Annotated in this window: 22 protein-coding genes; 2 read left to right on the top strand and 20 right to left on the bottom strand. The window is 58.0% G+C overall.

From position 1 onward, the window contains the following. Positions 1 to 2 precede the first annotated feature (2 nt). Positions 3 to 1,115 (bottom strand): S-(hydroxymethyl)glutathione dehydrogenase/class III alcohol dehydrogenase, encoded by a 1,113-nt coding sequence (locus CKW32_RS03060; RefSeq protein WP_095184014.1) that lies wholly within the window; start codon positions 1,113 to 1,115, stop codon positions 3 to 5. Positions 1,116 to 1,225: 110 nt separating this feature from the next. Between CKW32_RS03060 and CKW32_RS03055 the strand changes: the two genes are divergently transcribed. Further along, positions 1,226 to 2,152 carry a LysR substrate-binding domain-containing protein gene (locus CKW32_RS03055; RefSeq protein WP_095184013.1) on the top strand — a complete coding sequence of 309 codons (927 nt, stop codon included), beginning with the start codon at positions 1,226 to 1,228 and terminating at the stop codon, positions 2,150 to 2,152. A 138-nt stretch (positions 2,153 to 2,290) separates the two neighbouring features. Next, entirely contained in the window at positions 2,291 to 2,746 is a 456-nt protein-coding gene (locus tag CKW32_RS03050) for a hypothetical protein (protein ID WP_095184012.1), read from the top strand. A gap of 139 nt (positions 2,747 to 2,885) precedes the next feature. Here the strand turns inward: CKW32_RS03050 and ispD are convergent, their stop codons facing one another. The 19 genes from ispD to uppS all read right to left on the bottom strand — a co-directional run bounded on the left by ispD (position 2,886) and on the right by uppS (position 25,711). After that, a complete protein-coding gene (ispD, locus tag CKW32_RS03045; RefSeq protein ID WP_032891639.1) occupies positions 2,886 to 3,593 on the bottom strand; it encodes a 2-C-methyl-D-erythritol 4-phosphate cytidylyltransferase in 708 nt (235 codons plus the stop codon). Then, positions 3,590 to 3,868: a cell division protein FtsB gene (gene ftsB, locus CKW32_RS03040; protein ID WP_003231201.1), complete on the bottom strand. Its 279-nt coding sequence runs from the start codon at positions 3,866 to 3,868 to the stop codon at positions 3,590 to 3,592. The genes ispD and ftsB overlap by 4 nt, the downstream gene beginning before the upstream one ends. 171 nt (positions 3,869 to 4,039) lie before the next feature. Beyond that, positions 4,040 to 5,329: a phosphopyruvate hydratase gene (eno, locus tag CKW32_RS03035; protein ID WP_032891640.1), complete on the bottom strand. Its 1,290-nt coding sequence runs from the start codon at positions 5,327 to 5,329 to the stop codon at positions 4,040 to 4,042. Between the two features lie 157 nt (positions 5,330 to 5,486). Beyond that, positions 5,487 to 6,332 (bottom strand): 3-deoxy-8-phosphooctulonate synthase, encoded by an 846-nt coding sequence (kdsA, locus tag CKW32_RS03030; RefSeq protein WP_010563535.1) that lies wholly within the window; start codon positions 6,330 to 6,332, stop codon positions 5,487 to 5,489. Between the two features lie 5 nt (positions 6,333 to 6,337). Further along, positions 6,338 to 7,969, bottom strand: a complete 1,632-nt coding sequence (locus CKW32_RS03025) for a CTP synthase (RefSeq protein WP_032891641.1) — start codon at positions 7,967 to 7,969, stop codon at positions 6,338 to 6,340. Between the two features lie 273 nt (positions 7,970 to 8,242). Next, complete coding sequence (gene tilS / locus CKW32_RS03020; RefSeq protein ID WP_095184011.1) at positions 8,243 to 9,553, bottom strand: tRNA lysidine(34) synthetase TilS; 1,311 nt, start codon at positions 9,551 to 9,553, stop codon at positions 8,243 to 8,245. Between the two features lie 161 nt (positions 9,554 to 9,714). Further along, on the bottom strand, positions 9,715 to 10,662 hold the full coding sequence (locus CKW32_RS03015; protein ID WP_003172288.1) for an acetyl-CoA carboxylase carboxyltransferase subunit alpha: 948 nt from the start codon (positions 10,660 to 10,662) through the stop codon (positions 9,715 to 9,717). 128 nt (positions 10,663 to 10,790) lie between these two features. Continuing rightward, a complete protein-coding gene (gene dnaE / locus CKW32_RS03010) occupies positions 10,791 to 14,312 on the bottom strand; it encodes a DNA polymerase III subunit alpha (RefSeq protein ID WP_032891643.1) in 3,522 nt (1,173 codons plus the stop codon). A gap of 75 nt (positions 14,313 to 14,387) precedes the next feature. Continuing rightward, a complete protein-coding gene (gene rnhB / locus CKW32_RS03005; RefSeq protein ID WP_032891644.1) occupies positions 14,388 to 15,020 on the bottom strand; it encodes a ribonuclease HII in 633 nt (210 codons plus the stop codon). Next, positions 15,017 to 16,156 carry a lipid-A-disaccharide synthase gene (gene lpxB, locus CKW32_RS03000; RefSeq protein ID WP_032891645.1) on the bottom strand — a complete coding sequence of 380 codons (1,140 nt, stop codon included), beginning with the start codon at positions 16,154 to 16,156 and terminating at the stop codon, positions 15,017 to 15,019. The genes rnhB and lpxB overlap by 4 nt, the downstream gene beginning before the upstream one ends. Positions 16,157 to 16,158: 2 nt before the next feature. Next, positions 16,159 to 16,935 (bottom strand): acyl-ACP--UDP-N-acetylglucosamine O-acyltransferase, encoded by a 777-nt coding sequence (gene lpxA, locus CKW32_RS02995; protein WP_032891646.1) that lies wholly within the window; start codon positions 16,933 to 16,935, stop codon positions 16,159 to 16,161. Then, positions 16,932 to 17,372, bottom strand: a complete 441-nt coding sequence (gene fabZ, locus CKW32_RS02990) for a 3-hydroxyacyl-ACP dehydratase FabZ (protein WP_003172281.1) — start codon at positions 17,370 to 17,372, stop codon at positions 16,932 to 16,934. Before fabZ ends, lpxA begins: the two co-directional genes overlap by 4 nt. A 110-nt stretch (positions 17,373 to 17,482) precedes the next feature. Further along, entirely contained in the window at positions 17,483 to 18,538 is a 1,056-nt protein-coding gene (gene lpxD, locus CKW32_RS02985) for a UDP-3-O-(3-hydroxymyristoyl)glucosamine N-acyltransferase (RefSeq protein WP_095184010.1), read from the bottom strand. A gap of 3 nt (positions 18,539 to 18,541) precedes the next feature. Continuing rightward, positions 18,542 to 19,045: an OmpH family outer membrane protein gene (locus CKW32_RS02980; protein WP_003172279.1), complete on the bottom strand. Its 504-nt coding sequence runs from the start codon at positions 19,043 to 19,045 to the stop codon at positions 18,542 to 18,544. 45 nt (positions 19,046 to 19,090) lie between these two features. After that, positions 19,091 to 21,478, bottom strand: coding sequence for an outer membrane protein assembly factor BamA (gene bamA, locus CKW32_RS02975; protein ID WP_095184009.1), 2,388 nt, complete (start codon positions 21,476 to 21,478; stop codon positions 19,091 to 19,093). A 74-nt stretch (positions 21,479 to 21,552) separates the two neighbouring features. Beyond that, the gene (gene rseP / locus CKW32_RS02970) at positions 21,553 to 22,905 is read right to left on the bottom strand and encodes a sigma E protease regulator RseP (protein WP_095184008.1); all 1,353 of its coding nucleotides are present in this window, start codon (positions 22,903 to 22,905) and stop codon (positions 21,553 to 21,555) included. Positions 22,906 to 22,958: 53 nt separating this feature from the next. After that, positions 22,959 to 24,149, bottom strand: a complete 1,191-nt coding sequence (gene ispC / locus CKW32_RS02965) for a 1-deoxy-D-xylulose-5-phosphate reductoisomerase (protein ID WP_095184007.1) — start codon at positions 24,147 to 24,149, stop codon at positions 22,959 to 22,961. Next, complete coding sequence (locus CKW32_RS02960) at positions 24,146 to 24,955, bottom strand: phosphatidate cytidylyltransferase (protein ID WP_095184006.1); 810 nt, start codon at positions 24,953 to 24,955, stop codon at positions 24,146 to 24,148. The genes ispC and CKW32_RS02960 overlap by 4 nt, the downstream gene beginning before the upstream one ends. Beyond that, the gene (uppS, locus tag CKW32_RS02955; protein WP_032891653.1) at positions 24,956 to 25,711 is read right to left on the bottom strand and encodes a polyprenyl diphosphate synthase; all 756 of its coding nucleotides are present in this window, start codon (positions 25,709 to 25,711) and stop codon (positions 24,956 to 24,958) included. Between the last annotated feature and the right edge of the window lie 9 nt (positions 25,712 to 25,720).

The raw sequence follows: 25,720 nt of genomic DNA, 5'->3' as shown, positions 1-25,720 counted from the left end.
CCTCAGAAGTGGATGACGGTACGAATGCTCTTGCCTTCATGCATCAGGTCAAACGCTTTGTTGATGTCTTCCAGGCCCATGGTATGGGTAATGAACGTGTCCAGCGGGATTTCGCCGGTCTGGGCCATTTCCACGTAGCTTGGCAACTCGCTACGACCGCGTACGCCGCCGAATGCCGAACCGCGCCAGACGCGACCGGTCACCAACTGGAATGGGCGCGTAGCGATTTCCTGGCCCGCACCGGCCACACCGATGATCACCGACTCGCCCCAACCTTTGTGGCAGCACTCAAGGGCAGCACGCATCAGTTGCACGTTGCCGATGCACTCGAAGGAAAAATCCACACCGCCGTCAGTCAAATCAACAATCACGTCCTGGATCGGGCGATCGTATTCTTTCGGGTTGATGCAGTCGGTGGCGCCCAATTGCTTGGCGATTTCGAACTTGGCCGGGTTGATGTCGATGGCAATGATGCGACCGGCCTTGGCTTTCACCGCGCCAATAATGGCCGACAGACCAATACCACCGAGACCGAAGATGGCCACGGTGTCGCCCGGCTTGACCTTAGCAGTGTTGATCACCGCGCCAATACCGGTGGTAACGCCACAGCCCAGCAAGCAGACTTTTTCCAGCGGCGCCTCTTTAGGAATCTTGGCCACGGAAATTTCCGGCAGCACGGTGTACTCGGAGAAGGTCGAGGTGCCCATGTAGTGGAAAATCGGCTGACCCTTGTAGGAAAAACGCGTGGTGCCATCTGGCATCAGGCCTTTGCCTTGGGTGGCTCGAATGGCTTGGCACAGGTTGGTCTTGCCCGACAGGCAGAATTTGCACTTGCCACATTCCGGGGTGTACAGCGGGATCACATGGTCGCCGACGGCAACTGAAGTCACACCCTCGCCAATTGCTTCAACCACCGCACCGCCCTCGTGGCCGAGAATCGCTGGAAAGATGCCTTCCGGGTCAGCACCCGACAGGGTGTAAGCGTCGGTGTGGCATACGCCGGAGGCCACAACGCGCAGCAGGACTTCGCCAGCCTTGGGCATGGCGACATCCACTTCAACAATCTCAAGGGGTTTCTTGGCTTCGAAGGCGACGGCGGCACGGGACTTAATCATCCGGTATTTCTCCAGGGCGTTAAAAATTGAGAGGGAGAGTGTAAAACATGGCGTACTGATTAATAATCCAGCCAAAAGCAAAACATTATTGCTGTACAGGGACAATCATGATGTCGGAGAACCGCTGGGAAGGCATCGACGAGTTCGTCGCCGTGGCTGAATGCAGTCAATTTACAGCTGCCGCCGAGCGCCTGGGCGTGTCGTCGTCCCATATCAGTCGCCAAGTCGCACGCTTGGAGGAACGGCTGCAGACACGGTTGCTTTATCGCAGTACACGCAAAGTGACCCTGACCGAAGCCGGACAAACCTTCCTCCAACATTGCCAACGCTTGCAGGACGGCCGCGAAGAAGCATTGCGGGCGGTGGGCGACTTGACCAGCGAGCCAAAAGGCATGCTGCGCATGACGTGCGCCGTGGCTTATGGCGAGCGATTTATCGTGCCTTTGGTGACGCGGTTCATGGGGCTTTACCCGCAGTTGCGGGTGGATATCGAACTGAGCAACCGCCAGCTCGATCTGGTAAACGAAGGCCTGGACCTGGCAATTCGCTTGGGGCGCCTCTCAGACTCAAGAATGGTTGCCAGCCGTCTCGCGCCGCGGCGCATGTACTTGTGTGCATCGCCGTCCTATCTCGAACGCTATGGGCGCCCCCATAGCTTGTCGGAATTGAGTCGGCATAACTGCCTGATTGGCAGCTCGGATATCTGGCAACTGGCTCAGGACGGCCGGGAGTTTTCCCAGCGGGTGCAGGGAAACTGGCGTTGCAACAGTGGACAAGCGGTGCTGGATGCTGCATTGCAGGGCGTGGGATTGTGCCAACTGCCGGATTATTACGTGCTGGAACATTTGCGCAATGGTGCACTGGTGTCGCTGCTGGAAGCGCATCAGCCGCCGAATACAGCGGTGTGGGCGCTGTATCCGCAGCAACGGCATTTGTCGCCAAAGGTGCGCAGTTTGGTGGATTACCTAAAAGAAGGCCTATCAAACAGGACAGAATACAAAGCCTCTAACGTCCTGTTCTCCCACGACCTCATATGATGACCAGCGCTACTGTCAACTCTGACAGTAGTGAGCAAAGATGAATGGTGGTTCCCTACGGTTTCACTGCTGGCGCTGCATCATCAATTTTACGGCGCTGCCCAGTGAGGCCTATCAAGATGACGCAGGGAAACTGCCATGAAAAATGTAAACACCGCAGATATCGAAAAGCAGCTTGAACAGAACATAGCTGCATATAAAAAGCACAACGTCGATTCAGAGGGTTCAGCCGACTTAAGGATCGAAAGTACTGAACGCTATGCGACCAAAGACGCACATTTTTATCAATTCGACAATCATGAAGTGATTCAGATAGGAGTGCCCGCAACAGACCCTGAAGCCCCCGGTCATCCGGTAATCATAGATATTTTTTCTTTTAGCCCACCCTTTGAATCGGGAAGTTTCGATCTCATCACCGGATTCCCCATCCGGCTAAACGTTCACCATCCTTTGCTACGCGACGCCAAAATGAAACATGGCAACTTGGAACTGACAGTAGAAGATAGACAACTAAATGGCCGACTCAGCTGCGAGTTCACCCATGAACACCTTGAACTTAGAATGAACACGGCATTCGCGATCACAAAACCATAGGAAGACGACGTATCAATAATCGGTGCTACGCGCGACCGCGTGCCCATGACAGCGGTATGGGCACTTTCAGGTCAAACATATCGAAGATGAAGACGCCGCCGAGAGCAGCGTTTGCCTGGCACAGCCTCTCAGCCAACAATCACTGCCGATTTGCCCAGCGTAACCGTAACCACTCCAGATCCTCGGGCCGGGTCACCTTGATATTGTCCGAACGCCCCTCAATTAACCGCGGCGCCTGACCGGACCATTCCATTGCCGAGGCCTCATCGGTGATGACCGCATCCGCTACCAGGCTATCGGCCAAGGCACGATGCAACGCACCGAGTCGGAACATCTGCGGCGTGTACGCTTGCCAGATCAGGCTGCGGTCGACAGTCTCATCGACACGACCGTGCTTGTCGGCGCGCTTAAGGGTATCGCGGGCCGGGACGGCCAGTAGGCCACCGACAGCATCATCGGCCAGTTCGCTTAACAGTTTGTCGAGATCATCGCGGCTTAAATTGGGCCTGGCGGCGTCGTGCACCAGCACCCAGTCGTCATCGCTCGCGCCCAGGGCATTGAGGTGCAACAGAGCGTTTAGCACCGAACCCGAGCGCTCCGAACCGCCGTCCGCACGCTGTATACGTGGATCAATGGCGCATGCCAGGTTGGGCCAATAAGGGTCATCCATGGCAAGGCTGACCACCAACCCCTTGAGATTGGGGTGGTCGAGAAAACAGTAGAGGCTGTGCTCAAGAATAGTGCGCCCGCCCAGTTGCAAATATTGCTTGGGACGGTCCGCAGCCATACGGGCACCGACGCCCGCGGCAGGAATTACGGCCCAGAAGGCCGGCAAACTGTTGCTCATTGGGCCAACTGGTAGAGGGTTTCGCCCTCCTTGACCATGCCCAGTTCGTGACGAGCCCGCTCTTCAACGGTCTCCGTGCCTTTTTTCAACTCAAGCACTTCAGCGTCCAGGACGCGGTTGCGCTCCAGCAGGATCTCATTTTCGGCGTGCTGTGCAGCAATTTGCTCAGTCAGGTCTTTTACCTGCGCGAAGCTGCCATTACCCACCCACAGGCGGTACTGCAGGCCAGCCAGCAACAAGAGCAAGACGAGGAACAACCAATTGGGACTGCGCATCGAATATCGGGTATCCAGTGAAAAAAGACAGCCATGCATAACTTTTGAAGCAACTGATAGCACGAAGCCTGGAAGAACCAGGCTTGTGCTTGATAGCCATCAGATTAGCGCCGAAATGTTCACTATCGTGAACTTTCCGACGCAATCCGCCGACTTTTTACCATTTACAGATTAGCCGCGAAACTCGCCGCGACCGTTGTACTTGGCTTTGCCAGCCAGTTGCTCTTCGATACGCAGCAATTGGTTGTACTTGGAAACGCGATCGGAACGGCACAGCGAACCGGTCTTGATCTGGCCCGCCGAAGTGCCCACAGCCAGGTCGGCGATGGTCGAATCTTCGGTTTCGCCGGAGCGGTGGGAGATCACGGCGGTGTAGCCCGCAGCCTTGGCCATCTGAATGGCTTCCAGGGTTTCGGTCAAGGTGCCGATCTGGTTGAACTTGATCAGGATCGAGTTGGCGATCTTTTTATCGATGCCTTCTTTCAGGATCTTGGTGTTGGTCACAAACAGATCGTCGCCCACCAATTGGACTTTCTCGCCGATCTTGTCGGTGAGGATTTTCCAGCCGTCCCAATCGGACTCATCCAGGCCGTCTTCGATCGAGATGATCGGATAGCGCTGGGTCAGGCCTTTCAGGTACTCAGCAAAACCTTCGGAGTTGAACACTTGGCCTTCGCCGGACAAATTGTATTTGCCGTCTTCGTAGAACTCGCTGGCCGCGCAGTCCAGGGCCAGGGTCACGTCAGTGCCCAGCTTGTAGCCAGCGTTGGCCACGGCTTCGGAGATCACTTTCAGCGCATCTTCGTTGGATGCCAGGTTTGGAGCGAAGCCACCTTCGTCGCCTACAGCAGTGCTCAGGCCACGGGCCTTCAGAACAGCTTTCAGGTGATGGAAAATCTCGGTACCCATGCGCAAGCCTTCGGAGAAGGTCTTGGCGCCAACCGGCTGCACCATGAATTCCTGGATGTCGACGTTGTTATCAGCGTGCTCGCCACCGTTGATGATGTTCATCATCGGAACCGGCATCGAGTAAACACCCGGAGTGCCGTTCAGGTTGGCGATGTGAGCGTACAGCGGCAAGTCCTGGTCCTGGGCAGCAGCCTTGGCAGCGGCCAGGGAGACGGCGAGGATAGCGTTAGCGCCCAGGCTACCTTTGTTTTCGGTGCCGTCGAGCTTGATCATCGCGTGGTCCAGAGCTTTCTGGTCCAGCGGATCCTTGCCCAGCAACAGGTCACGGATCGGGCCGTTAATGTTGGCTACAGCCTTGAGTACACCCTTGCCCAGGTAACGGCTCTTGTCGCCATCACGCAGTTCCAGCGCTTCGCGCGAACCGGTAGAAGCACCGGACGGCGCGCAGGCGCTGCCGATGATGCCGTTATCGAGAAGCACGTCGGCTTCGACGGTGGGGTTGCCACGGGAGTCGAGAACTTCACGACCTTTGATGTCGACGATTTTTGCCATTGTTGTAAACACTCCAAAGTTGACGAAAACGACGCAGCTGAAGGGAAACTTTTGACCGACCGCAAGGGTGGAACAACGGGGCAGGCTTGCAGGCGACAAGGCTCAGGCCCGAGGGCCTGAACAGAAAACGTGGGAAAGTCTACCGGAGAAACGACGCTTACGCGGTCTCTACTGTCGGAAAACTCTTGACCAGTTCGTCCAACTGCTTGAGCTGGGCCAGGAATGGCTCCAGCTTGTCCAGGCGCAGGGCGCATGGACCGTCGCATTTGGCATTATCCGGGTCCGGGTGGGCCTCCAGGAAAAGGCCAGCCAGGGACTGGCTGATGCCGGCCTTGGCCAGGTCCAGCACCTGGGCACGGCGCCCGCCTGCGGAATCGGCGCGACCACCGGGCATTTGCAGCGCGTGGGTCACGTCGAAGAACACGGGGTATTCGAACTGCTTCATGATGCCGAAACCGAGCATGTCCACCACGAGATTGTTGTAGCCGAAGCTCGAACCACGCTCGCAGAGGATCAACTGGTCGTTACCCGCTTCCACACACTTGTTCAGGATGTGCTTCATCTCCTGAGGTGCGAGGAACTGGGCTTTCTTGATATTGATCACTGCGCCGGTCTTAGCCATCGCGACGACCAGATCGGTCTGGCGCGACAGGAAGGCCGGCAACTGGATGATGTCGCACACCTCGGCGACCACGGCAGCCTGTTCAGGCTCGTGGACGTCGGTGATGATCGGCACGCCGAAGGCTTGTTTGATGTCCTGGAAGATCCGCATGCCTTCTTCAAGGCCTGGGCCGCGGTAGGACGTTACGGACGAGCGATTGGCCTTGTCGAAGCTGGCCTTGAACACGTAAGGGATACCCAATTTCTGGGTAACCTTGACGTACTCTTCACAGACCTGCATCGCCATGTCGCGGCTTTCCAGCACGTTCATGCCGCCGAACAGCACCATGGGCTTGTCGTTGGCAATCTCGATGTCGCCTACGCGAATGATCTTCTGGGCCATCAGGTTTACGCCTTCTTCTGATGTTGCGTCAGTGCAGCTTTGACAAAACCGCTGAACAGCGGGTGACCGTCGCGTGGAGTCGAGGTGAACTCTGGGTGGAACTGGCAAGCGACGAACCATGGATGATCCGGTGCTTCGACCACCTCAACCAGCGCGCCATCACCGGAGCGACCGGAGATTTTCAGGCCGGCTTCTTTGATTTGCGGCAGCAGGTTGTTGTTCACTTCGTAACGATGACGGTGACGCTCGACGATCACGTCCTTGCCGTAGCAATCGTGAACCAGCGAGCCCGGCTCCAGCAGGCAATCCTGCGCGCCAAGGCGCATGGTGCCGCCCAGGTCGGAGCTTTCGGTACGGGTTTCAACAGCGCCGGTGGCGTCTTCCCACTCGGTAATCAGGCCCACGACCGGGTGACCGCTCTTGCTGTCAAACTCGGTGGAGTTGGCGTCTTTCCAGCCAAGCACGTTGCGGGCGAACTCGATAACCGCCACTTGCATGCCCAGGCAGATACCCAGGTACGGCACCTTGTTCTCACGAGCGTACTGTACGGCGGTGATCTTGCCTTCCACGCCACGCAGGCCGAAACCGCCTGGAACGAGGATTGCGTCAACACCTTCGAGCAGCGCGGTGCCCTGGTTCTCGATGTCTTCGGAGTCGATGTAGCGCAGATTGACCTTGGTACGGTTGCTGATACCCGCGTGGCTCATCGCTTCGATCAGCGACTTGTACGCGTCCAGCAGCTCCATGTACTTGCCGACCATGGCGATGGTGACTTCGTGCTCAGGGTTGAGCTTGGCGTCAACCACAGCTTCCCACTCGGACAGGTCCGCACCGTTGCATTGCAGGCCGAAACGCTCGACCACAAAATCGTCCAGGCCTTGCGAGTGCAGGATGCCCGGGATCTTGTAGATGGTGTCGGCGTCTTCCAGGGCGATTACCGCACGTTCTTCAACGTTGGTGAACTGCGCGATCTTGCGACGCGAGGAAATGTCGATCGGGTGATCGGAGCGGCACACCAGCACGTCCGGCTGCAGGCCGATGGAACGCAGTTCCTTGACCGAGTGCTGCGTAGGCTTGGTTTTGGTTTCGCCAGCGGTGGCGATGTACGGCACCAACGTGAGGTGCATCAGCATCGCACGCTTGGCGCCGACTTCGAAACGCAACTGGCGGATAGCTTCGAGGAATGGCTGGGATTCGATGTCACCCACGGTGCCACCGATCTCGACCATCGCCACGTCGGCATCGCCTGCACCCTTGATGATGCGGCGCTTGATTTCATCGGTAATGTGCGGAATCACCTGGATGGTTGCACCCAGGTAGTCACCACGGCGCTCTTTGCGCAGAACGTGCTCGTAGACACGGCCGGTGGTGAAGTTGTTGTTCTGGGTCATGGTCGTGCGGATGAACCGCTCGTAGTGGCCCAAGTCCAGGTCGGTCTCGGCGCCGTCGTGTGTGACGAACACTTCACCATGCTGGAACGGGCTCATGGTGCCCGGGTCGACGTTGATGTACGGGTCCAGCTTGAGCATGGTGACTTTAAGCCCCCGCGCCTCCAGGATGGCCGCCAATGAAGCGGAGGCAATGCCTTTCCCCAATGAAGAAACAACACCGCCCGTGACGAATATGTAGCGCGTCATGAAAAACCCTAGAAGTCTGCGTTAAAGCGGTCCGAGCCGCCGGGGAAAGCGAAGAGAGGCCGAAGCCCCCGATCACCAGCATTAATCACAGTGCACCTTTCAAAAAAACCGCCGCGTTGTGACAGACCAGCAGTGAAACACCGGTGCGTTGATCGCTACACATTTTTTGGAATCGCCCAGCAAAGACGGCTTGGTAATCGGCAACTGCTGCGATTCAGGCGAATCCACAGAAGTTGTATCAAGAAGGGAGCGTAGTCTACCGGAAAGGCTCTATCAGCTCAAACCTTGATCGCAGCTCTGTGGCATCCAATGTAATTTCCAGCCATCACTTGGCGAGGCCCAGAGTCCAGTGAGGTTGGGCACGCCGAGCAATTGCTCGCCCTGATACAGCAGCGGCAATCTGCCACGGACGAAGCCCGGCACTCCATGCTCATTGAGCAGGCGCTTCAGGTCACGCCGGCCTCGGCCTGGCACTTCAAGCATTTCACCGCCCTGGCGATAACGGACCTCCAGCGGGACTTCGGGCACCTTGCCGATAATTTCCAGCAGGCCATTGCCGGGTAACTCTAGTGGGTTTTGCGGGCGAGGCCAGCTCACCGGCGCGCGGGAAAATTCCGACCAGGCGCGAGACAACCACCAGATGCGTTCGCCACAACGGTGCAATTCTCCATCGGCCAGGCGCCACAAGGGCTGTGCGTCGCCCTTGGCATCGCGGAGGGAATACCAGCCAGCCCAGTGGTCGGTGTCGGGCAACCGGGTCAGCGGCGCCAGCCAATGGCGTAGGACGTTGCGCTGACGAGCATCGGAAAGATCGCGCAGTGGGCCGAGGGCCAATGACGGCAAAGGCAGCCAAGGAAACCGTGAAGGTTGATCCGCGGCTTGTAGGTCTATGCAGGCTAACTCACCCAGCAACGCCTGGGCTTCACCGAGGTGTTCGGCAGTGCGGGCCAGGCTGGAGACGGCTTGGGGCCAACGCTCCGTCAGCGTCGGGATCACGCGGTGACGCAGGTAATTACGGGAGAACTGCATGTCGGCGTTGGAAGGGTCTTCGATCCACTTGAGTTGATGTTCATCGGCGTAGGCCACCAGCTCGGTGCGCGAGACATCCAACAACGGCCGCACCAAATGGCCGCCCGCCAATGGACGGTGCACAGGCATTGCCGCCGCCCCCCGCACGCCGGCCCCGCGCAACAGGCGAAACAGCAGGGTTTCAGCCTGATCGTCGCGATGCTGGCCCGTGAGCAACACCTCCCCTGCCCCGATCACCTCGGTAAACGCCCTGTAACGTGCATCACGCGCTGCACGCTCAAGGCTGGCGCCGGGCTGTACCTGCACACGCATTACGCGCAGGGGCACGCCCAGCCTGTCGCAAATGGACTGGCAATGGCTCGGCCAGGTGTCGGCGGCGGATTGCAGGCCATGGTGGACATGGACAGCGCTTAGAGGCGGAAGGGCTTCGGCGTTGGCCAGGAGATGCAGCAGGACAGTGGAATCAAGACCACCAGAGAAGGCGATATGCCAAGCCGGGGCTTTGCGCCAAGGGGCTAGGGCGTGCAGGAGTTTGGCGGATAAAGTCGGTTTCATCACAGGTTACCGCCGCAAATCTGGAATACCCAAGCCAAGCATACACAAAGCAAATGTGGGAGGGGGCTCGCCCCCGATAGCGGAGCATCAGCCAGTGAATACAGTGACTGACACTCAGCAATCGGGGGCAAGCCCCCTCCCACATTAGTACCGCTGCGGCCTTAGAGGCCGTAGCTCATCAGGCGTTCGTAACGACGGGCCAGCAGCGCTTCGTTGTCCAGTTTTTTGAGCATCGCAAGCTGCGAACCCAACTCGGCACGGATAGTCGCGGCGGCAGCAGCCGGGTCGCGGTGGGCGCCGCCCAATGGCTCGGCGATCACTTTGTCCACGATACCAAGGCCTTTGAGGCGATCAGCAGTGATGCCCATGGCTTCGGCAGCGTCCGGTGCCTTTTCTGCAGTCTTCCACAGGATCGAGGCGCAACCTTCTGGCGAGATCACCGCGTAGGTCGAATATTGCAGCATGTTCAGTTGGTCGCAGACGCCAATGGCCAATGCACCGCCGGAACCGCCTTCACCAATCACCGTGGCGATGATCGGGGTTTTCAGGCGAGACATGACGCGCAGGTTCCAGGCAATCGCTTCGCTCTGGTTGCGTTCTTCAGCGTCGATACCTGGGTATGCACCCGGCGTGTCGATGAAGGTCAGGATGGGCATCTTGAAGCGCTCAGCCATTTCCATCAAACGGCAAGCCTTACGATAGCCTTCCGGACGCGGCATGCCGAAGTTGCGGCGGACTTTCTCGCGCACTTCACGGCCTTTCTGGTGACCAATCACCATTACAGGCTGGTCGTCCAGGCGAGCGATACCGCCCACGATGGCCGCGTCGTCGGAGAAGTGGCGATCGCCATGCAACTCGTCGAACTCGGTGAAAATGTGCTGAATGTAGTCCAGGGTGTACGGACGGCGCGGGTGGCGGGCCAGGCGCGCGATCTGCCAGCTGGTCAGCTTGCCGAAGATGTCTTCGGTGAGCGTGCTGCTCTTGTCTTGCAGGCGAGCGATCTCATCGCCGATATTCAGCGAATTGTCATTGCCGACCAGGCGCAGTTCTTCGATCTTGGCTTGCAGGTCAGCGATCGGCTGTTCGAAATCAAGAAAATTCGGGTTCATAAGCGTCCGTCTTGGGTCGACGGCCAGGGAGTGCCTGGCCAGCCGGTTGTCTGTTCGCGCCCTACCTTAAGGGAGAGGCGCGTTCAGGTCGAGATTAAATGTTCAGCCGAGGTCAGACGTTCTGACCGTCAGCGGTATTGGAGGAAGACGTTGTCTCGACCGAACTGGTCACGCAAAGCTTGAATCAAGCCATCAGCCGGATCAATTCGCCAGGTCTCGCCGAACTGCAACATCGCCTTGGCGTCGTCGCCGGTGTACTCCATGGTCACCGGGCATGCGCCACGGTGACGCTTGAGCAAGTCACCCAGCCAGCGTAGCTGATCGCCCTTGAGCGCCTCGGTCTTGACCTTCAAGCGCAGGCTTTCAGCCAGGTTGGTGCGCGCATCTTCCATGCTCATCACCCGCTTGATACGCAGGCGCAGGCCACCGGAGAAGTCATCGTTGCTGACCTCCCCTTCCACAACTACCATGGCATCGGTCTGCAGCAGCGACTGCGCCGAATGGAAGGCATCGGCAAACAGCGAAGCTTCGATACGGCCCGAGCGGTCATCGAGAGTGATGAAACCCATCTTGTCGCCCTTCTTATTTTTCATCACCCGCAGGGCGATAATCATGCCGGCGACGGTTTGGGTGTCCCGCGCCGGTTTCAGGTCGATGATGCGCTGACGGGCGAAACGGCGGATCTCGCCTTCGTATTCGTCAATCGGGTGACCGGTGAGGTACAGGCCCAAGGTGTCTTTTTCACCCTTGAGGCGCTCCTTGAGAGTCAACTCTTTGGCCTTGCGGTGATTGCCGTACACGTCCGCGTCTTCTTCGACGAACAACCCGCCAAACAGGTCGGCGTGGCCGCTGTCATGGGTACGGGCGGTCTGCTCGGCAGCTTTGATCGCTTCTTCCATGGCAGTGAGCAGCACCGCGCGGTTGCGGTCGATATTTGCCTGGTAGGCCTTCGGCTCATCGTGAAAGTAAGGGCCGAGACGGTCCAGCGCACCGCTGCGGATCAAGCCATCAAGGGTTCGCTTGTTGATGCGCTTGAGGTCAACCCGCGCGCAGAAGTCGAACAGATCCTTGAACGGCCCGTCCTGACGCGCTTCGGTAATCGCCTCCACCGGGCCTTCGCCCACGCCTTTGATCGCGCCCAGGCCATAGATGATGCGGCCTTCGTCATTCACCGTGAACTTGAACTCCGAGGCGTTCACGTCAGGCGCGTCGAGGCGCAGCTTCATGGTGCGCACTTCCTCGATCAAGGTCACAACCTTGTCGGTGTTGTGCATGTCCGCAGAAAGTACCGCAGCCATGAACGGCGCCGGGTAGTGGGCTTTCAGCCAGGCGGTCTGGTAAGACACCAGGCCGTAGGCGGCGGAGTGAGATTTGTTGAAACCATAACCGGCGAATTTTTCCACCAGGTCAAAAATGTTACCGGCCAGATCGGCGTCGATATTGTTGGTGGCGCAACCCTCAATGAAACCGCCGCGCTGCTTGGCCATTTCCTCGGGTTTCTTTTTACCCATGGCTCGACGCAGCATGTCCGCACCGCCGAGGGTGTAGCCCGCCATTACCTGAGCGATCTGCATCACCTGTTCCTGGTACAGGATGATGCCGTAGGTTGGCGCCAGCACAGGCTTGAGGCCTTCGTACTGGTAGTCGGAGTGCGGGTAGGCCAGTTCGGCGCGGCCGTGCTTACGGTTGATGAAGTCGTCAACCATGCCCGACTGCAGCGGGCCCGGACGGAACAGGGCCACCAGTGCGATCAAGTCTTCCAGGCAGTCGGGCTTGAGCTTTTTGATCAGCTCTTTCATGCCCCGCGACTCAAGCTGGAACACAGCTGTTGTTTCAGCTTTTTGCAGCAATTGGTAAGTCGGCTTGTCATCCAACGGGATGAACGCAATATCCAGCGGCTCTTCGTCGACCTTGGCGCGCTCGCGGTTGATGGTCTTCAGCGCCCAGTCGATGATCGTCAGGGTCCGCAGGCCGAGGAAGTCGAACTTCACCAGGCCGGCCGCCTCAACGTCGTCCTTGTCGAACTGGGTAACCAGGCCGCCGCCTTCTTCATCGCAATAGATCGGCGAAAAGTCAGTGAGTTTGGTCGGCGCGATCACTACGCCACCGGCGTGTTTACCGACGTTACGCACGATACCTTCGAGCTTGCGCGCCATGTCCCAGATCTCGGCGGCTTCCTCATCGATCTTGATGAAGTCACGCAGGATTTCTTCCTGCTCGTAGGCCTTTTCCAGGGTCATGCCGACTTCGAACGGGATCATCTTCGACAGCCGGTCGGCCAGGCCGTAGGACTTGCCTTGCACCCGGGCCACGTCGCGGATTACCGCCTTGGCCGCCATGGAACCGAAAGTGATGATCTGGCTTACCGCGTTGCGGCCGTATTTCTCGGCCACGTATTCGATCACGCGGTCGCGACCGTCCATGCAGAAGTCGACGTCGAAGTCGGGCATGGAAACCCGTTCCGGGTTCAGGAACCGTTCGAACAGCAAGTCATATTCAAGAGGGTCGAGGTCGGTAATCTTCTGCACATACGCCACCAGCGAGCCGGCACCCGACCCACGGCCAGGGCCTACGGGCACGCCGTTGCTTTTCGCCCACTGGATGAAGTCCATTACGATCAGGAAGTAACCGGGGAACCCCATCTGGATGATGATATCCAGCTCGAAATTCAGCCGATCGACATACACCTGGCGCTTGGCTTCGTAGTCTTCAGTGGTGTCCTTGGGCAACAGCACGGAAAGCCGTTCTTCCAGGCCATCGAACGACACCTTGCGGAAATATTCATCGATGGTCATGCCATCGGGAATCGGGAAGTTGGGTAGGAAGTGCGTACCCAGCTTCACTTCAATGTTGCAGCGTTTGGCGATCTCGACAGAGTTTTCCAGGGCCTCAGGCAAGTCGCTGAACAACTCGGCCATCTCTTCGGCGCTTTTGAGGTATTGCTCTTCGCTGTAATTTTTCGAGCGACGCGGGTCATCCAGGGCCCGGCCTTCACCGATGCACACACGGGTTTCGTGGGCTTCGAAATCTTCTTTCTTGATAAAGCGCACGTCGTTGGTGGCGACCAGTGGCGCGCCAAGCTTTTCGGCCAGGGCAACGGCGGCGTGCAGATGCTCTTCATCATTGGGGCGGTTGGTGCGCTGCACTTCAAGGTAGAAACGGTCGGGAAAGACCTGCATCCACTCCTTCGCCAGCACTTCGGCTTCCTGGGGATTGCCCCCCAGCAGTGCAAGACCAATCTCCCCCTCTTTAGCGGCCGACAGCATGATCAGGCCTTCGCTGGCCTCGGCAACCCATTCACGCTCGATAATGATCGAACCGTTGCGTTGACCATCGATGAAGCCACGGGAGATCAGTTCAGTGAGGTTGCGATAACCCACGCCGTTCATCGCCAAAAGGCTGATGCGGCTCAGCGCGTTATCCGGATCTTTGTTGGACAGCCACAGGTCGGCGCCGCAGATGGGCTTGATGCCGGCACCCATGGCGTTCTTGTAGAACTTGACCAGGGAACACATGTTGTTCTGATCGGTAACCGCCACCGCGGGCATGTTCATGCCCACCAGGGTTTTGACCAGAGGCTTGATCCGTACCAGGCCGTCGACCAGGGAGTACTCAGTGTGCAGGCGTAGGTGAACGAATGAAGCCGGCATAGTGATCCTGTCTTATACGTGGAAACAACAAGGCCCGGATTGTACCGGGCCTTGGCAAAAACATCAGCCTCGCGACTACACCTCGCTGAGACTCTCCCGCGCTTCGTAAGCCAGGCGCACCGGGGCAAACGAGCGGCGGTGGATAGGCGTGGGGCCGAGGCGGGCCAGGGCTTCCAGATGAACGGGCGTCGGATAGCCTTTGTGACCACCGATGCCGTAGCCGGGATAGATCAACTCGAACGCGGCCATTTCCCGGTCACGACTGACCTTGGCCAGGATCGATGCCGCTGCGATGGCCGGAACCTTGCTGTCACCTTTGACCACTGCCTCGGCCGGCATCGCCAATTTAGGGCAACGGTTACCGTCGATCATCGCCAGTTTGGGTGTGATGTGCAGGCCTTCAACAGCACGCTGCATGGCAAGCATGGTGGCGTGGAGAATGTTCAGCTCGTCGATTTCTTCGACTTCGGCCCGGGCGATATGCCAGCTCAGGGCTTTTTCACAAATCTCGTCGTAGAGCTTTTCGCGACGAGCTTCGGTGAGCTTCTTCGAATCGTTGAGGCCAAGGATCGGACGGTTCGGATCAAGAATCACAGCTGCGGTGACCACCGCACCGCAGAGGGGACCGCGCCCTACTTCATCAACACCGGCCACCAGTTCATGGGCTTGTGCAACCAGGCTGAAATCCAGGCCCATCTGCGTACTCATAACGTTTCCTGTTTGTGGCCGATCAGACTCAACACGGCGTCTGCAGCCTGGTTCGACGCATCACGGCGCAGGGTGCGATGAATCTCATCAAACCCTCGGGTCTGCTCTTCGCCGCCATCGATCAGGGGCAGCAGTGTCTGCGCCAAGGCCTCCGGTGTCGCATCGTCCTGCAGCAACTCCGGCACCAACAGGCGCTGGGCCAGCAAATTGGGCAAAGAGATATAGGGGCTTTTGACCATGCGTTTGAGAATCCAGAACGTCAGCGGTGCCAGGCGATACGCCACAACCATCGGACGCTTGTACAACAAGGCTTCCAGGGTTGCCGTGCCTGAAGCAATCAGCACCGCATCGCAGGCCGCCAATGCCAGGTGCGATTGACCATCAAGCAATGTCAACGGCAGGTTACGACCTTCCAGCAGCGTTTCGATCTGTGCGCGACGCTGCGGGCTTGCACAGGGCAGTACGAAACGCACACCTGGCTTCAAGGCTTGCAGGCGCTCGGCGGCATCGAAGAACACGCTGGCCAGCCGACCGACTTCTCCCCCCCTGCTGCCCGGCATCAACGCGACGAGCGGGCCATCGGGCAAGCCCAACTGCCCACGGGCCGCCACGCGATCGGCCTGCAAAGGGATGTCGTCGGCGAGCGTATGCCCAACGAACCGTACCGGCACGCCCTTTTCTTCGTAGAACCTGGCCTCGAACGGCAACAGGGTGAGCATCAGGTCACAGCCTTCACGGATCTTCAGCACACGCTTTTGTCGCCACGCCCACACGGAGGGGCTAACGTAGTGCACGGTTTTGATCCCGGCCTGACGCAGCTTGAGTTCGATATTGAGGGTGAAGTCCGGTGCATCGATTCCGATAAAGACGTCGGGTTTTTCTTCGATCAGGGTCTGAATCAGCAGCTTGCGGCGCGCCAACAGCTCACGCAGGCGACCCAGCACTTCCACCAACCCCATAACCGACAGGCGCTCCATGGGGAAATAGGAAGTGAGGCCTTCAGCCTGCATCAATGGGCCACCAACACCGATGAATTCAACCGCCGGATGCTGGGCCTTGAGGGCCCGCATAAGACCTGCGCCCAGGATATCGCCGGAAGCTTCTCCGGCCACCAACGCAATTCGCAGATTAGCCATGATCAGCGAGTGATGCCGCGAGTCGACGCCTGGATCGAATCACGGAACACCGCGACTTCCGGGAACAACGCTGCCGGCTCGGTCAGTTGGGTCAACGCCTGATCTACTGTCAGCCCCTGGCGATAAACCACCTTATAGGCACGACGCAGGGCGTGAATGGCCTCTTCGCTGAAACCACGACGGCGCATGCCTTCGAAGTTCATGCTGCGAGCTTCAGCGGGGTTGCCGAACACCGTGACGAACGCCGGGACGTCCTTGCCGATGGCGGTGCCCATGCCGGAGAAGCTGTGGGCCCCAATGTGGCAGTACTGATGGACGAGCGTGAAGCCTGACAGGATTGCCCAATCGTCGACGTGCACGTGGCCAGCCAACGCCGTGTTGTTGACCAGGATGCAGTGGTTGCCGATCACGCTGTCATGCCCGATATGGGCATAGGCCATAACCAGATTGTGATCACCCAGTGTGGTCTCGGCACGATCCTGCACGGTGCCACGGTGAATGGTCACGCCTTCACGGATGATGTTGTGATCACCGATTACCAAGCGTGTTTCTTCACCCTTGTACTTCATGTCCGGGGTGTCTTCGCCTACCGAGGAAAACTGGTAGATGCGGTTGTGTTTGCCAATGCGGGTCGGACCTTTGAGGATCACGTGCGGCCCGATGACAGTCCCCTCGCCGATTTCCACACCTGCGCCGATGATCGACCAGGGGCCGACCTCAACGTCGGCGGCCAGTACGGCCGACGGATCGATGATTGCGCGAGGGTCAATCAAACTCATAGTTTGCGTTCCGCGCAGATGATCTCGGCAGAGCACACTGGCTTGCCGTCTACCGAGGCCTGGCATTCGAACTTCCAGATCTGGCGCTTGCAGCTGATGAATTTGGCTTCCAGGATCAACTGGTCACCCGGAGTAACCGGGTTGCGAAAGCGCAGCTTGTCGGAGCCCACGAAATAGTAAAGCGTGCCGTCGGCAGGCTTAAGGTCAAGCATTTTGAAACCAAGGATACCGGCAGCCTGGGCCATCGCTTCGATGATCAACACGCCCGGCATGATGGGATGCGCGGGAAAGTGACCGTTGAAGAACGGTTCGTTGATGCTGACATTCTTGTAGGCACGAATGCGCTTTTCCTCAACATTGAGGTCCACTACGCGGTCCACCAGCAGGAACGGGTAACGGTGAGGCAGGTATTCGCGAATCTCGTTGATGTCCATCATTTCGGGGGGAAGCCTGTAATAAAGATTGGGGGCGGGCGACTAAACGCACGCCCCGCTAGCAAATCAAGGAGGCAGTCTAGCGGCTGTGCACACTTGATATGGAAATGGTATCAGCCTTCAGATGAAGCATTACCGCCAGGGGTCACGTCCCCAACACGCTTTTCCAGCTGTTTGAGACGTCGAGCCATGTCGTCGAGCTGCCTCAAACGTGCTGCACTCTTGCGCCATTCAGCCGCAGGCTGCATGGCGGTACCGGATGAATAGGCCCCAGGCTCGGTAATCGAGTGAGTGACCATGGTCATTCCGGTGATAAAAACGTTGTCGCAAATATCAATATGCCCCACCAGACCGACGCCACCGGCGAGCATGCAATGCTTGCCGATTTTGGTGCTGCCGGAAATCCCCACGCACGCGGCCATGGCGGTGTGATCACCAATCTGTACGTTGTGAGCAATCTGGATCTGGTTGTCGAGCTTCACACCGTTGCCGATCACGGTATCGGCCAAGGCCCCGCGATCGACAGCTGTATTAACACCAATTTCCACGTCGTCGCCGATCAAAACGCCGCCGACCTGGGCAATCTTGTTCCAGATACCTTTGGAGTTGGCAAAGCCGAAGCCTTCCCCTCCGATCACCGCACCTGACTGGATAACCACCCGTTCACCGATACGCACATCGTGGTAAAGGGTCACGCGAGGTGCCAGCCAACCATCGGCACCGATTTCACAACGCGCACCAATAAAGCAATGCGCACCAACAGTTACACCGGCCGCAATGCGCGCACAACTCTCGATCACCGCAAAAGCGCCAATGCTCGCCGCAGGATCAACGCGGGCATCATCGGCGATCACCGCCGACGGGTGAATGCCGCTGGCTGCCTTGGGTTTTGGATCAAATAGGTGCGAAACCTGCGCATAGGCCAGATACGGGTCAGCTACCACCAGCGCATCCCCGGCAAACCCTTCGGCGTCAGCTGCCTTGAGCAATACGGCTGCGGCTTGGCTATCGACGAGGTATTTACGGTATTGAGGGTTTGCGAGGAAGCTCAACTGAGATGGGCCAGCCTCCTGCAAGGTGGCTAGCCCAGTGATTTCCTTCTCCTGGGAGCCACGCAAGGTGGCCCCCAGGAACTCGGCCAACTCGCCGAGTTTGATAGTCGCGGTCATGGCTTACTTCAGCTGGTTCATGCGCTCGATCACCTGGCGGGTGATGTCGTATTGAGGTTTGACGTCAATTACTGCGCCACGCTCGAACACCAAGTCAAAGGCACCTTTCTTGATGACTTCTTCCACAGCGCTGTCGAGTTTCGGCTTGAGCTGCTTGAGCATTTCACGGTCGGCAACAGCCTTGGCTTCGTTCAGCTCCTTGGATTGGAACTGATAGTCACGGGCCTTTTGCTTGAACTCAAGCTCCAGACGCTCGCGCTCGCCTTGCTGCATTTTGTCCCCACCCGCTACCAGACGATCCTGGATGCCCTTGGCGCTGCTTTCCAGCGTCTTAAGCTTGGTCAGTTGCGGACCGAATTTCTTCTCGGCATCCACGGCGTATTTTTTGGCCGCATCGGATTCCAGCAATGCCATCTGATAGTTCAGAACGGCGATTTTCATTTCGGCGAAGGCCGGGGTGGTCACCAGCACGGTGGCCAGCAGAACCAATTGAGTCAACTTACGCACGATGTACTCCTACAGAATCCGTTGTCGTTATCTTGGGTCAGACGCTTAGAACGTCTGGCCGAGGGAGAATTGGAAAATCTGGGTTTCAGCGTTATCCGGTTTCTTGATCGGCATGGCCAGAGCAAAGCTCAACGGACCAAGCGCAGTCACCCAGGTAACACCCACACCCACGGAGCTCGCCAGGTTGGTCAGGCTCACGTCGTTGCACTGAGTGTTGGATTTAACACCGCTCGGGTTTCTAATCTGCTCGCACTTGGAGTCGAACACGTTACCCACGTCCCAGAACACGGACGTACGCAGCGAACGCTGATCCTTTACGAATGGCAGCGGGAACAAAATCTCCGCGCCGCCCTGGATCAACACGTTACCACCGAACGGCAGTGGGTCGTTGTCGGAGTCAGCCACAGTGCCTTGGTTACCGGTTACGCCAGCACCTCGGCTCGGAGTACCACGAGGACCCAAGGTGCTGTCTTTGAAGCCACGTACGGAGTTGAAGCCACCCGCATAGTAGTTCTCATAGAACGGCAAACCATTGGTCGAACCATAACCGTCGCCATACCCCAGCTCAGTGTGCAGGCGCATGGTGTAGTTGTCGCTCAGCGGCTGGAACAACTGACCACGGTAGTCGAGCTTGAAGAACGACAGGTCGCTGCCCGGCGTAGTGGTTTCCAGAGTCAGGCTCTGGGAATGGCCACGGGTTGCCAGTACACCTTTGTTCAGGGTCGACTCGGACCAGCCAGCAGACGCCTTGAAGTTCAGGAACTTGTCACCTTCACGACGAGTGAAGTCGAAGATTTCGTCCACGGTGTAGACACCGGTCTTGATCTCATCCTGCTGCGCGGTCAGGCCGAAGGTCAAACGCGAGGTTTCGCTGATCGGATAACCGACGTTGACACCCGCGCCAAGGCTGTCGATTGCATAGCTTGCAACGTCAACATCGAGGTCTTTGTAGTCGGTGGTGCGGTAGAAGGCGTTGTAGCCCAAGCTCACACCGTCAGCAGTCCAGTAGGGGTCGGTATAACCAAAGTTATATCGGCTCTGGTATTCGCTTCGAGTCAGGCCGATAGACACACGGTTACCGGTACCGAGGAAGTTGTTCTGGGTGATGGAACCACCGAGGATCAGACCTGCGCTTTGTGCAAAGCCGACGCTGGCAGTGATAGAACCCGATGCTTGCTCTTCTACTGCGTAGTTAACGTCAACCTGGTCATCCACGCCCGGTACAGCCGGGGTTTCAACGTTGACTTCCTTGAAGAAACCCAGGCGCTCAAGACGGGTCTTGGATTGGTCGATCAAGTACGTCGACGCCCAGCCACCTTCCATCTGACGCATTTCACGGCGCAGCACTTCATCCGCAGACTTGGTGTTGCCACGGAAATTGATACGGTTCACGTAGGCACGCTTACCTGGGTCGACCACAAAGGTAATGTCCACTGTGTGATCATCATCGTGCGGGGTCGGTACGCCGTTGACGTTGGCGAAGGTATAGCCTTCGTTACCCAGACGACGGGTGATCAGTTCGGACGTGGTGGTCATCAGCTTACGCGAGAACACCTGGTCTTTCTGCACCAGCAGCAGGGACTTGACCTGGTCTTCAGGTACTTTCAAGTCGCCGCTCAGCTTGACGTCACGAACCTTGTACTTCTCGCCTTCGTTGACGTTAACGGTGATATAGACGTGCTTCTTGTCCGGGGTGATGGACACCTGGGTCGACGCGATATCCATATTGATATAGCCACGGTCCAGGTAGTACGAACGCAGACGCTCCAGGTCACCGGAGAGTTTTTCACGGGCGTACTTGTCGTCGTTCTTGAAGAACGACAGCCAGTTGGTGGTCTTGAGCTCGAAGAGGTCGATCAGGTCGTCATCAGCAAACTTGGTGTTACCCACCACGTTGATGTGCTGAATGGCCGCCACGGTGCCTTCGTTGATGTTGACCTTGAGGCCGACACGGTTACGAGGCTGCGGGACCACTTCCGTCTCCACAGTCGCCGAGTAGCGGCCCTGGGCAACGTACTGACGCTGCAGTTCGTTACGCACACCTTCAAGAGTGGCGCGCTGGAAGATCTCGCCCTCGGCCAGGCCGGACTGCTTGAGGCCCTTCATCAGGTCTTCAGTAGAGATCGCCTTGTTACCTTCGATCTCGATACTGGCGACAGAAGGTCGCTCGACGACGGTGATGACCAAGACGTTACCTTCGCGCCCCAGTTGGATGTCTTGAAAGAAACCGGTTTTGAACAGCGCACGAGTGGATTCCACCAGGCGACGATCATCAGCCTGTTCACCGACGTTCAACGGTAATGCACCAAAGACGCTACCCGCGGAAACCCGCTGGAGGCCGTTGACGCGAATATCGGAGATGGTGAAGGACTCGGCGTGAACTTCGGCGATCATCAATACGGTGAGAACCGCAGTTAGCAGCAGACGTTTCATGAAGTCCTTTCTTATTCCAACTGGCAATAAACAAACTGCCGCAAAATGCGGCAGATTCGCAATTCAGCGAAGCGTTACAGTCGACCCAGATCGTTGACCAAGGCTAATAACATCACCCCGACAACCAAACTGATACCGATCTGTATCCCCCAACCCTGCACTCGATCCGACAAGGGGCGACCACGCACCCACTCGACCAGATAAAACAACAGATGCCCCCCATCCAGTACAGGAATGGGCAGCAAATTCAGAACACCCAGGCTAATACTCAGATAAGCCAGGAAATTCAGGAAATCCGCGACACCCGACTGGGCAGAAGCGCCCGCCACTTTAGCAATGGTTATCGGTCCACTCAAGTTTTTTACCGAGAGCTCGCCGAACAACATTTTCTTGAGGGATTCCAGGGTCAGTACGCTCATGGTCCAGGTGCGTTTTGCACCCTCGCCAATCGCCGCCAACGGCCCGAAGCTGACCTCACGCACCATTGATGGCGGCCACTCCGGACTCTTGACGCCAGCACCCAAGTACCCCCCGGCTGCCTTGGCTTCGCCACGCACCGCCAGAGTAACGGGAACGTCGATTTGAGCACCGTCGCGCTCAATTTTCAGCACAATTTTGGTATCAGGGCGTACACGAACCAGATCGACCACTTGCTGCCATTCACCCAGCGCCTGGCCATCGAGGGCCAACAGACGATCGCCGGTTTTCAGACCTGCAGCCTGGGCTGGCCCCTTCGGATCCAGCTCGGCAAGGACCGGCGGCAGTGCCGGACGCCACGGACGAATACCCAAGGACTTGATCGGATCAGGCTCATCAGCGCCTTTGAGCCAATGATCCAAGGCCAACGACCGCGGGATTTCGGCGCTGGAGTCCTGCTCACGCACCACAACATTAACAGTGCCGCTTTCACCCAAGCGACGCACCAACTGCAAATTGACCGCCCCCCAACCCGTTGTCGGTTCGCCATCAATAGACACAATTTCCTGGCCAGCGACCAGGCCAGCCTTGGCAGCGATACTGTCCGCCTCAACCGCGCCGATAACTGGACGCACCTGCTGGCTGCCCAGCATGGCCAACACCCAGAAGAACAGCATCGCCAGCAGGAAGTTGGCGATCGGACCAGCGGCAACGATAGCGATACGCTGACGAACGGTCTTGCGATTAAAGGATTGGTCCAACTGATCAGCCGGCACTTCGCCTTCGCGCTCATCGAGCATCTTGACGTAGCCACCCAACGGGATGGCCGCAATCACAAACTCGGTGCCACGACGGTCGTGCCAGCGAACCAGCGGCATGCCGAAACCGACGGAAAAACGCAGTACCTTGACGCCACAACGACGCGCCACCCAGAAGTGGCCGAATTCGTGGAAGGTGACCAGCACACCCAGAGCAACCAGGGTGCCGACAATCATGTAAAGCGCACTCATCTAATTTCTCCGCAATCCAATCCAGTACCCGAAGGCTCAAGCGCGCCCACAGACTAACGCGTGTTGCGGCTCAACCATTGCTCGGCCAAGGTCCGCGCCTTGGTATCTGCCTCAAATACCGCCCCGAGGTCATTTACAGCCACCACAGGCTCAAGACTCAAAACGTCCTCGATAATACTCGCGATCTGCGGAAAGCGGATGCGCCGTTCGAGAAACGCCGCCACGGCCACCTCATTGGCCGCATTGAGCATCGCTGGCGCACTGTTACCCGCCTCCGCCGCCTGCCGCGCCAAGCGCAGACAAGGAAAGCGCTGTTCGTCCGGCGCTTCAAAATCCAGGCGAGCAACTGCAAACAGGTCGAGTGGCGCCACGCCGGAATCAATCCGCTCCGGCCACGCCAGGGCATTAGCGATCGGCGTACGCATATCGGGATTGCCCAATTGGGCCAAGACTGAACCATCCACGTAGTCGACCAAGGAATGAATCACGCTTTGCGGGTGAATAACCACCTCGACCTGATCCGGCCGCGCATCGAACAACCAGCAGGCCTCGATCAATTCCAGGCCCTTGTTCATCATGCTTGCCGAATCCACGGAGATTTTGCGGCCCATGGACCAGTTCGGATGGGCGCATGCTTGATCCGGAGACACATGCTCCAGCTCTACCAACGGAGTTTGCCGGAAAGGCCCACCGGAAGCGGTCAGCAGAATCCGACGAACGCCTACCTGACTCAAGCCACGAGCATAGTCTCCGGGCATGCACTGAAAGATTGCGTTGTGCTCACTGTCTAACGGCAACAGCACCGCACCGCTTTTACGCACCGCCTGCATAAAGAGCGCGCCAGACATCACCAGCGCTTCTTTATTGGCCAGCAGGATTTTTTTGCCCGCGTCGACGGCAGCCAAGGTTGGGCGTAAGCCGGCGGCACCGACAATAGCGGCGACTACAGTGTCCACCTCGGCATCGGCCGAGACCTGACACAATCCCGACTCGCCTACCAGCACCTGCGTGGCAAGTCCGGCAGCCCGCAGGTCATCCTGCAGGCCCTGCGCTGCCGCTGCTTCAGGCACCACAGCAAAGCGAGGCGCATGACGCACACACAGCGCCAGCAGCTCGCTCAGACGGGTGAATCCCGTCAGGGCAAACACTTGATAGCGATCAGGGTGACGAGCGATCACATCGAGGGTGCTCAACCCTACCGAGCCGGTTGCGCCCAACACGGTTACTTGCTGCAGACGGCTCACGAAGCAGTCATCCACAACAGCACGGCAAAGATCGGAATAGCAGCGGTAAGGCTATCAATACGGTCCAGCACCCCACCGTGCCCTGGCAGCAGATTACTGCTGTCCTTGACCCCGGCCTGGCGCTTAAACATGCTTTCAGTGAGGTCGCCCACGACCGAGATGAACACGACGATAGCCGTACCCAGAAGAGCCAGGAAGATGTCCGTTACTGACCAATCCCGCACCACACCGACCACCAAAGTGATCAGCAGGGTCAATGCCAGGCCGCCGTAAACCCCTTCCCAACTCTTGCCCGGACTGACTGCCGGTGCCAGCTTGCGCTTACCGAATGCCCGTCCCGAGAAGTAGGCGCCGATATCTGCGCCCCACACCAGCACCATCACCGCCATGATCAGCCAATTGCCCATCGGCGAGTTCTTGATCTCCACTAACCCTTGCCAGGCTGGCAACAGAATCAATAAGCCAATCACCAACTTGCTGGCAACACTGGACCAGTGGCCACTGCTGCGCGGAAACGTCAACACCAGATAGGTCGCAAGCGCCCACCACAGCACCGCAGCACCCAGCACCCAAGGCACGATGATGCTCGACAGGGTGTGCATCAGAAACAGTAACACCGCTACGACAGTGGCATACACCAAGCGTGGCAATTGCGCGTTGAAACCTGCCAAGCGTGCCCATTCCCAGGCGCCCAAGGTTACGACCAGTCCGATAAATAGGGCAAAGCCGGACCCATCGAGCAGGAAAAACCCACATAAGGCGATCGGCAACAGGATGAGTGCTGTGATGATTCGTTGTTTAAGCATTTAAACCCGGGCTCCAGCTTCGACCTGCTCACTCGTTTTACCGAAGCGACGCTGGCGGGAAGCGAAATCGGCCAGCGCAGTACGCATGGCATCGTGTTTGAAGTCCGGCCAGAACAGGTCGGAGAAGTACAGCTCGGTGTAGGCCAACTGCCACAGCAGGAAATTGCTGATGCGATGTTCACCGCCGGTACGGATGCACAAGTCAGGCAATGGCAGATCACCGGTCACCAGACAGGTTTGCAACAGTTCAGGCGTGATGTCGTCCGGTCGAAGATGACCGGCTTGCACTTCGCGAGCCAGCCGCTGTGCAGCCTGGGCGATATCCCACTGGCCGCCGTAATTGGCTGCGATCTGTAGCACAAAACGGTTGGCGCCAGCCGTGATGGCCTCCGCCTCGCGCATGGCCGCCTGCAGCTCCGGGTGGAATCGCGAGCGATCACCGATGATGCGCAGACTGATATTGTTGTCATTAAGGCGCTTCGCCTCACGACGCAACGCCTTGAAGAACAGATCCATCAAGGCGCTGACTTCTTCGGCGGGCCGCTGCCAGTTCTCACTGGAGAAGGCGAACAAGGTCAACACCTCGACCTTGGCCTCGGCACACACCTCAATCACAGCCCGCACCGCATCGACACCCGCTTTATGCCCGGCGACACCCGGCATAAAGCGTTTCTTCGCCCAGCGATTATTCCCATCCATGATGATCGCGACATGGCGCGGCACCAAAGAGGGTACAGTCTGCTTGGTCTTTTCCATGAAGGCGTC

Origin of the sequence: Pseudomonas sp. Irchel 3H9, assembly GCF_900187495.1 — a bacterium.
Taxonomy (GTDB): Bacteria; Pseudomonadota; Gammaproteobacteria; order Pseudomonadales; family Pseudomonadaceae; genus Aquipseudomonas; species Aquipseudomonas sivasensis.
This window is presented reverse-complemented; position numbering and strand designations above follow the sequence as displayed.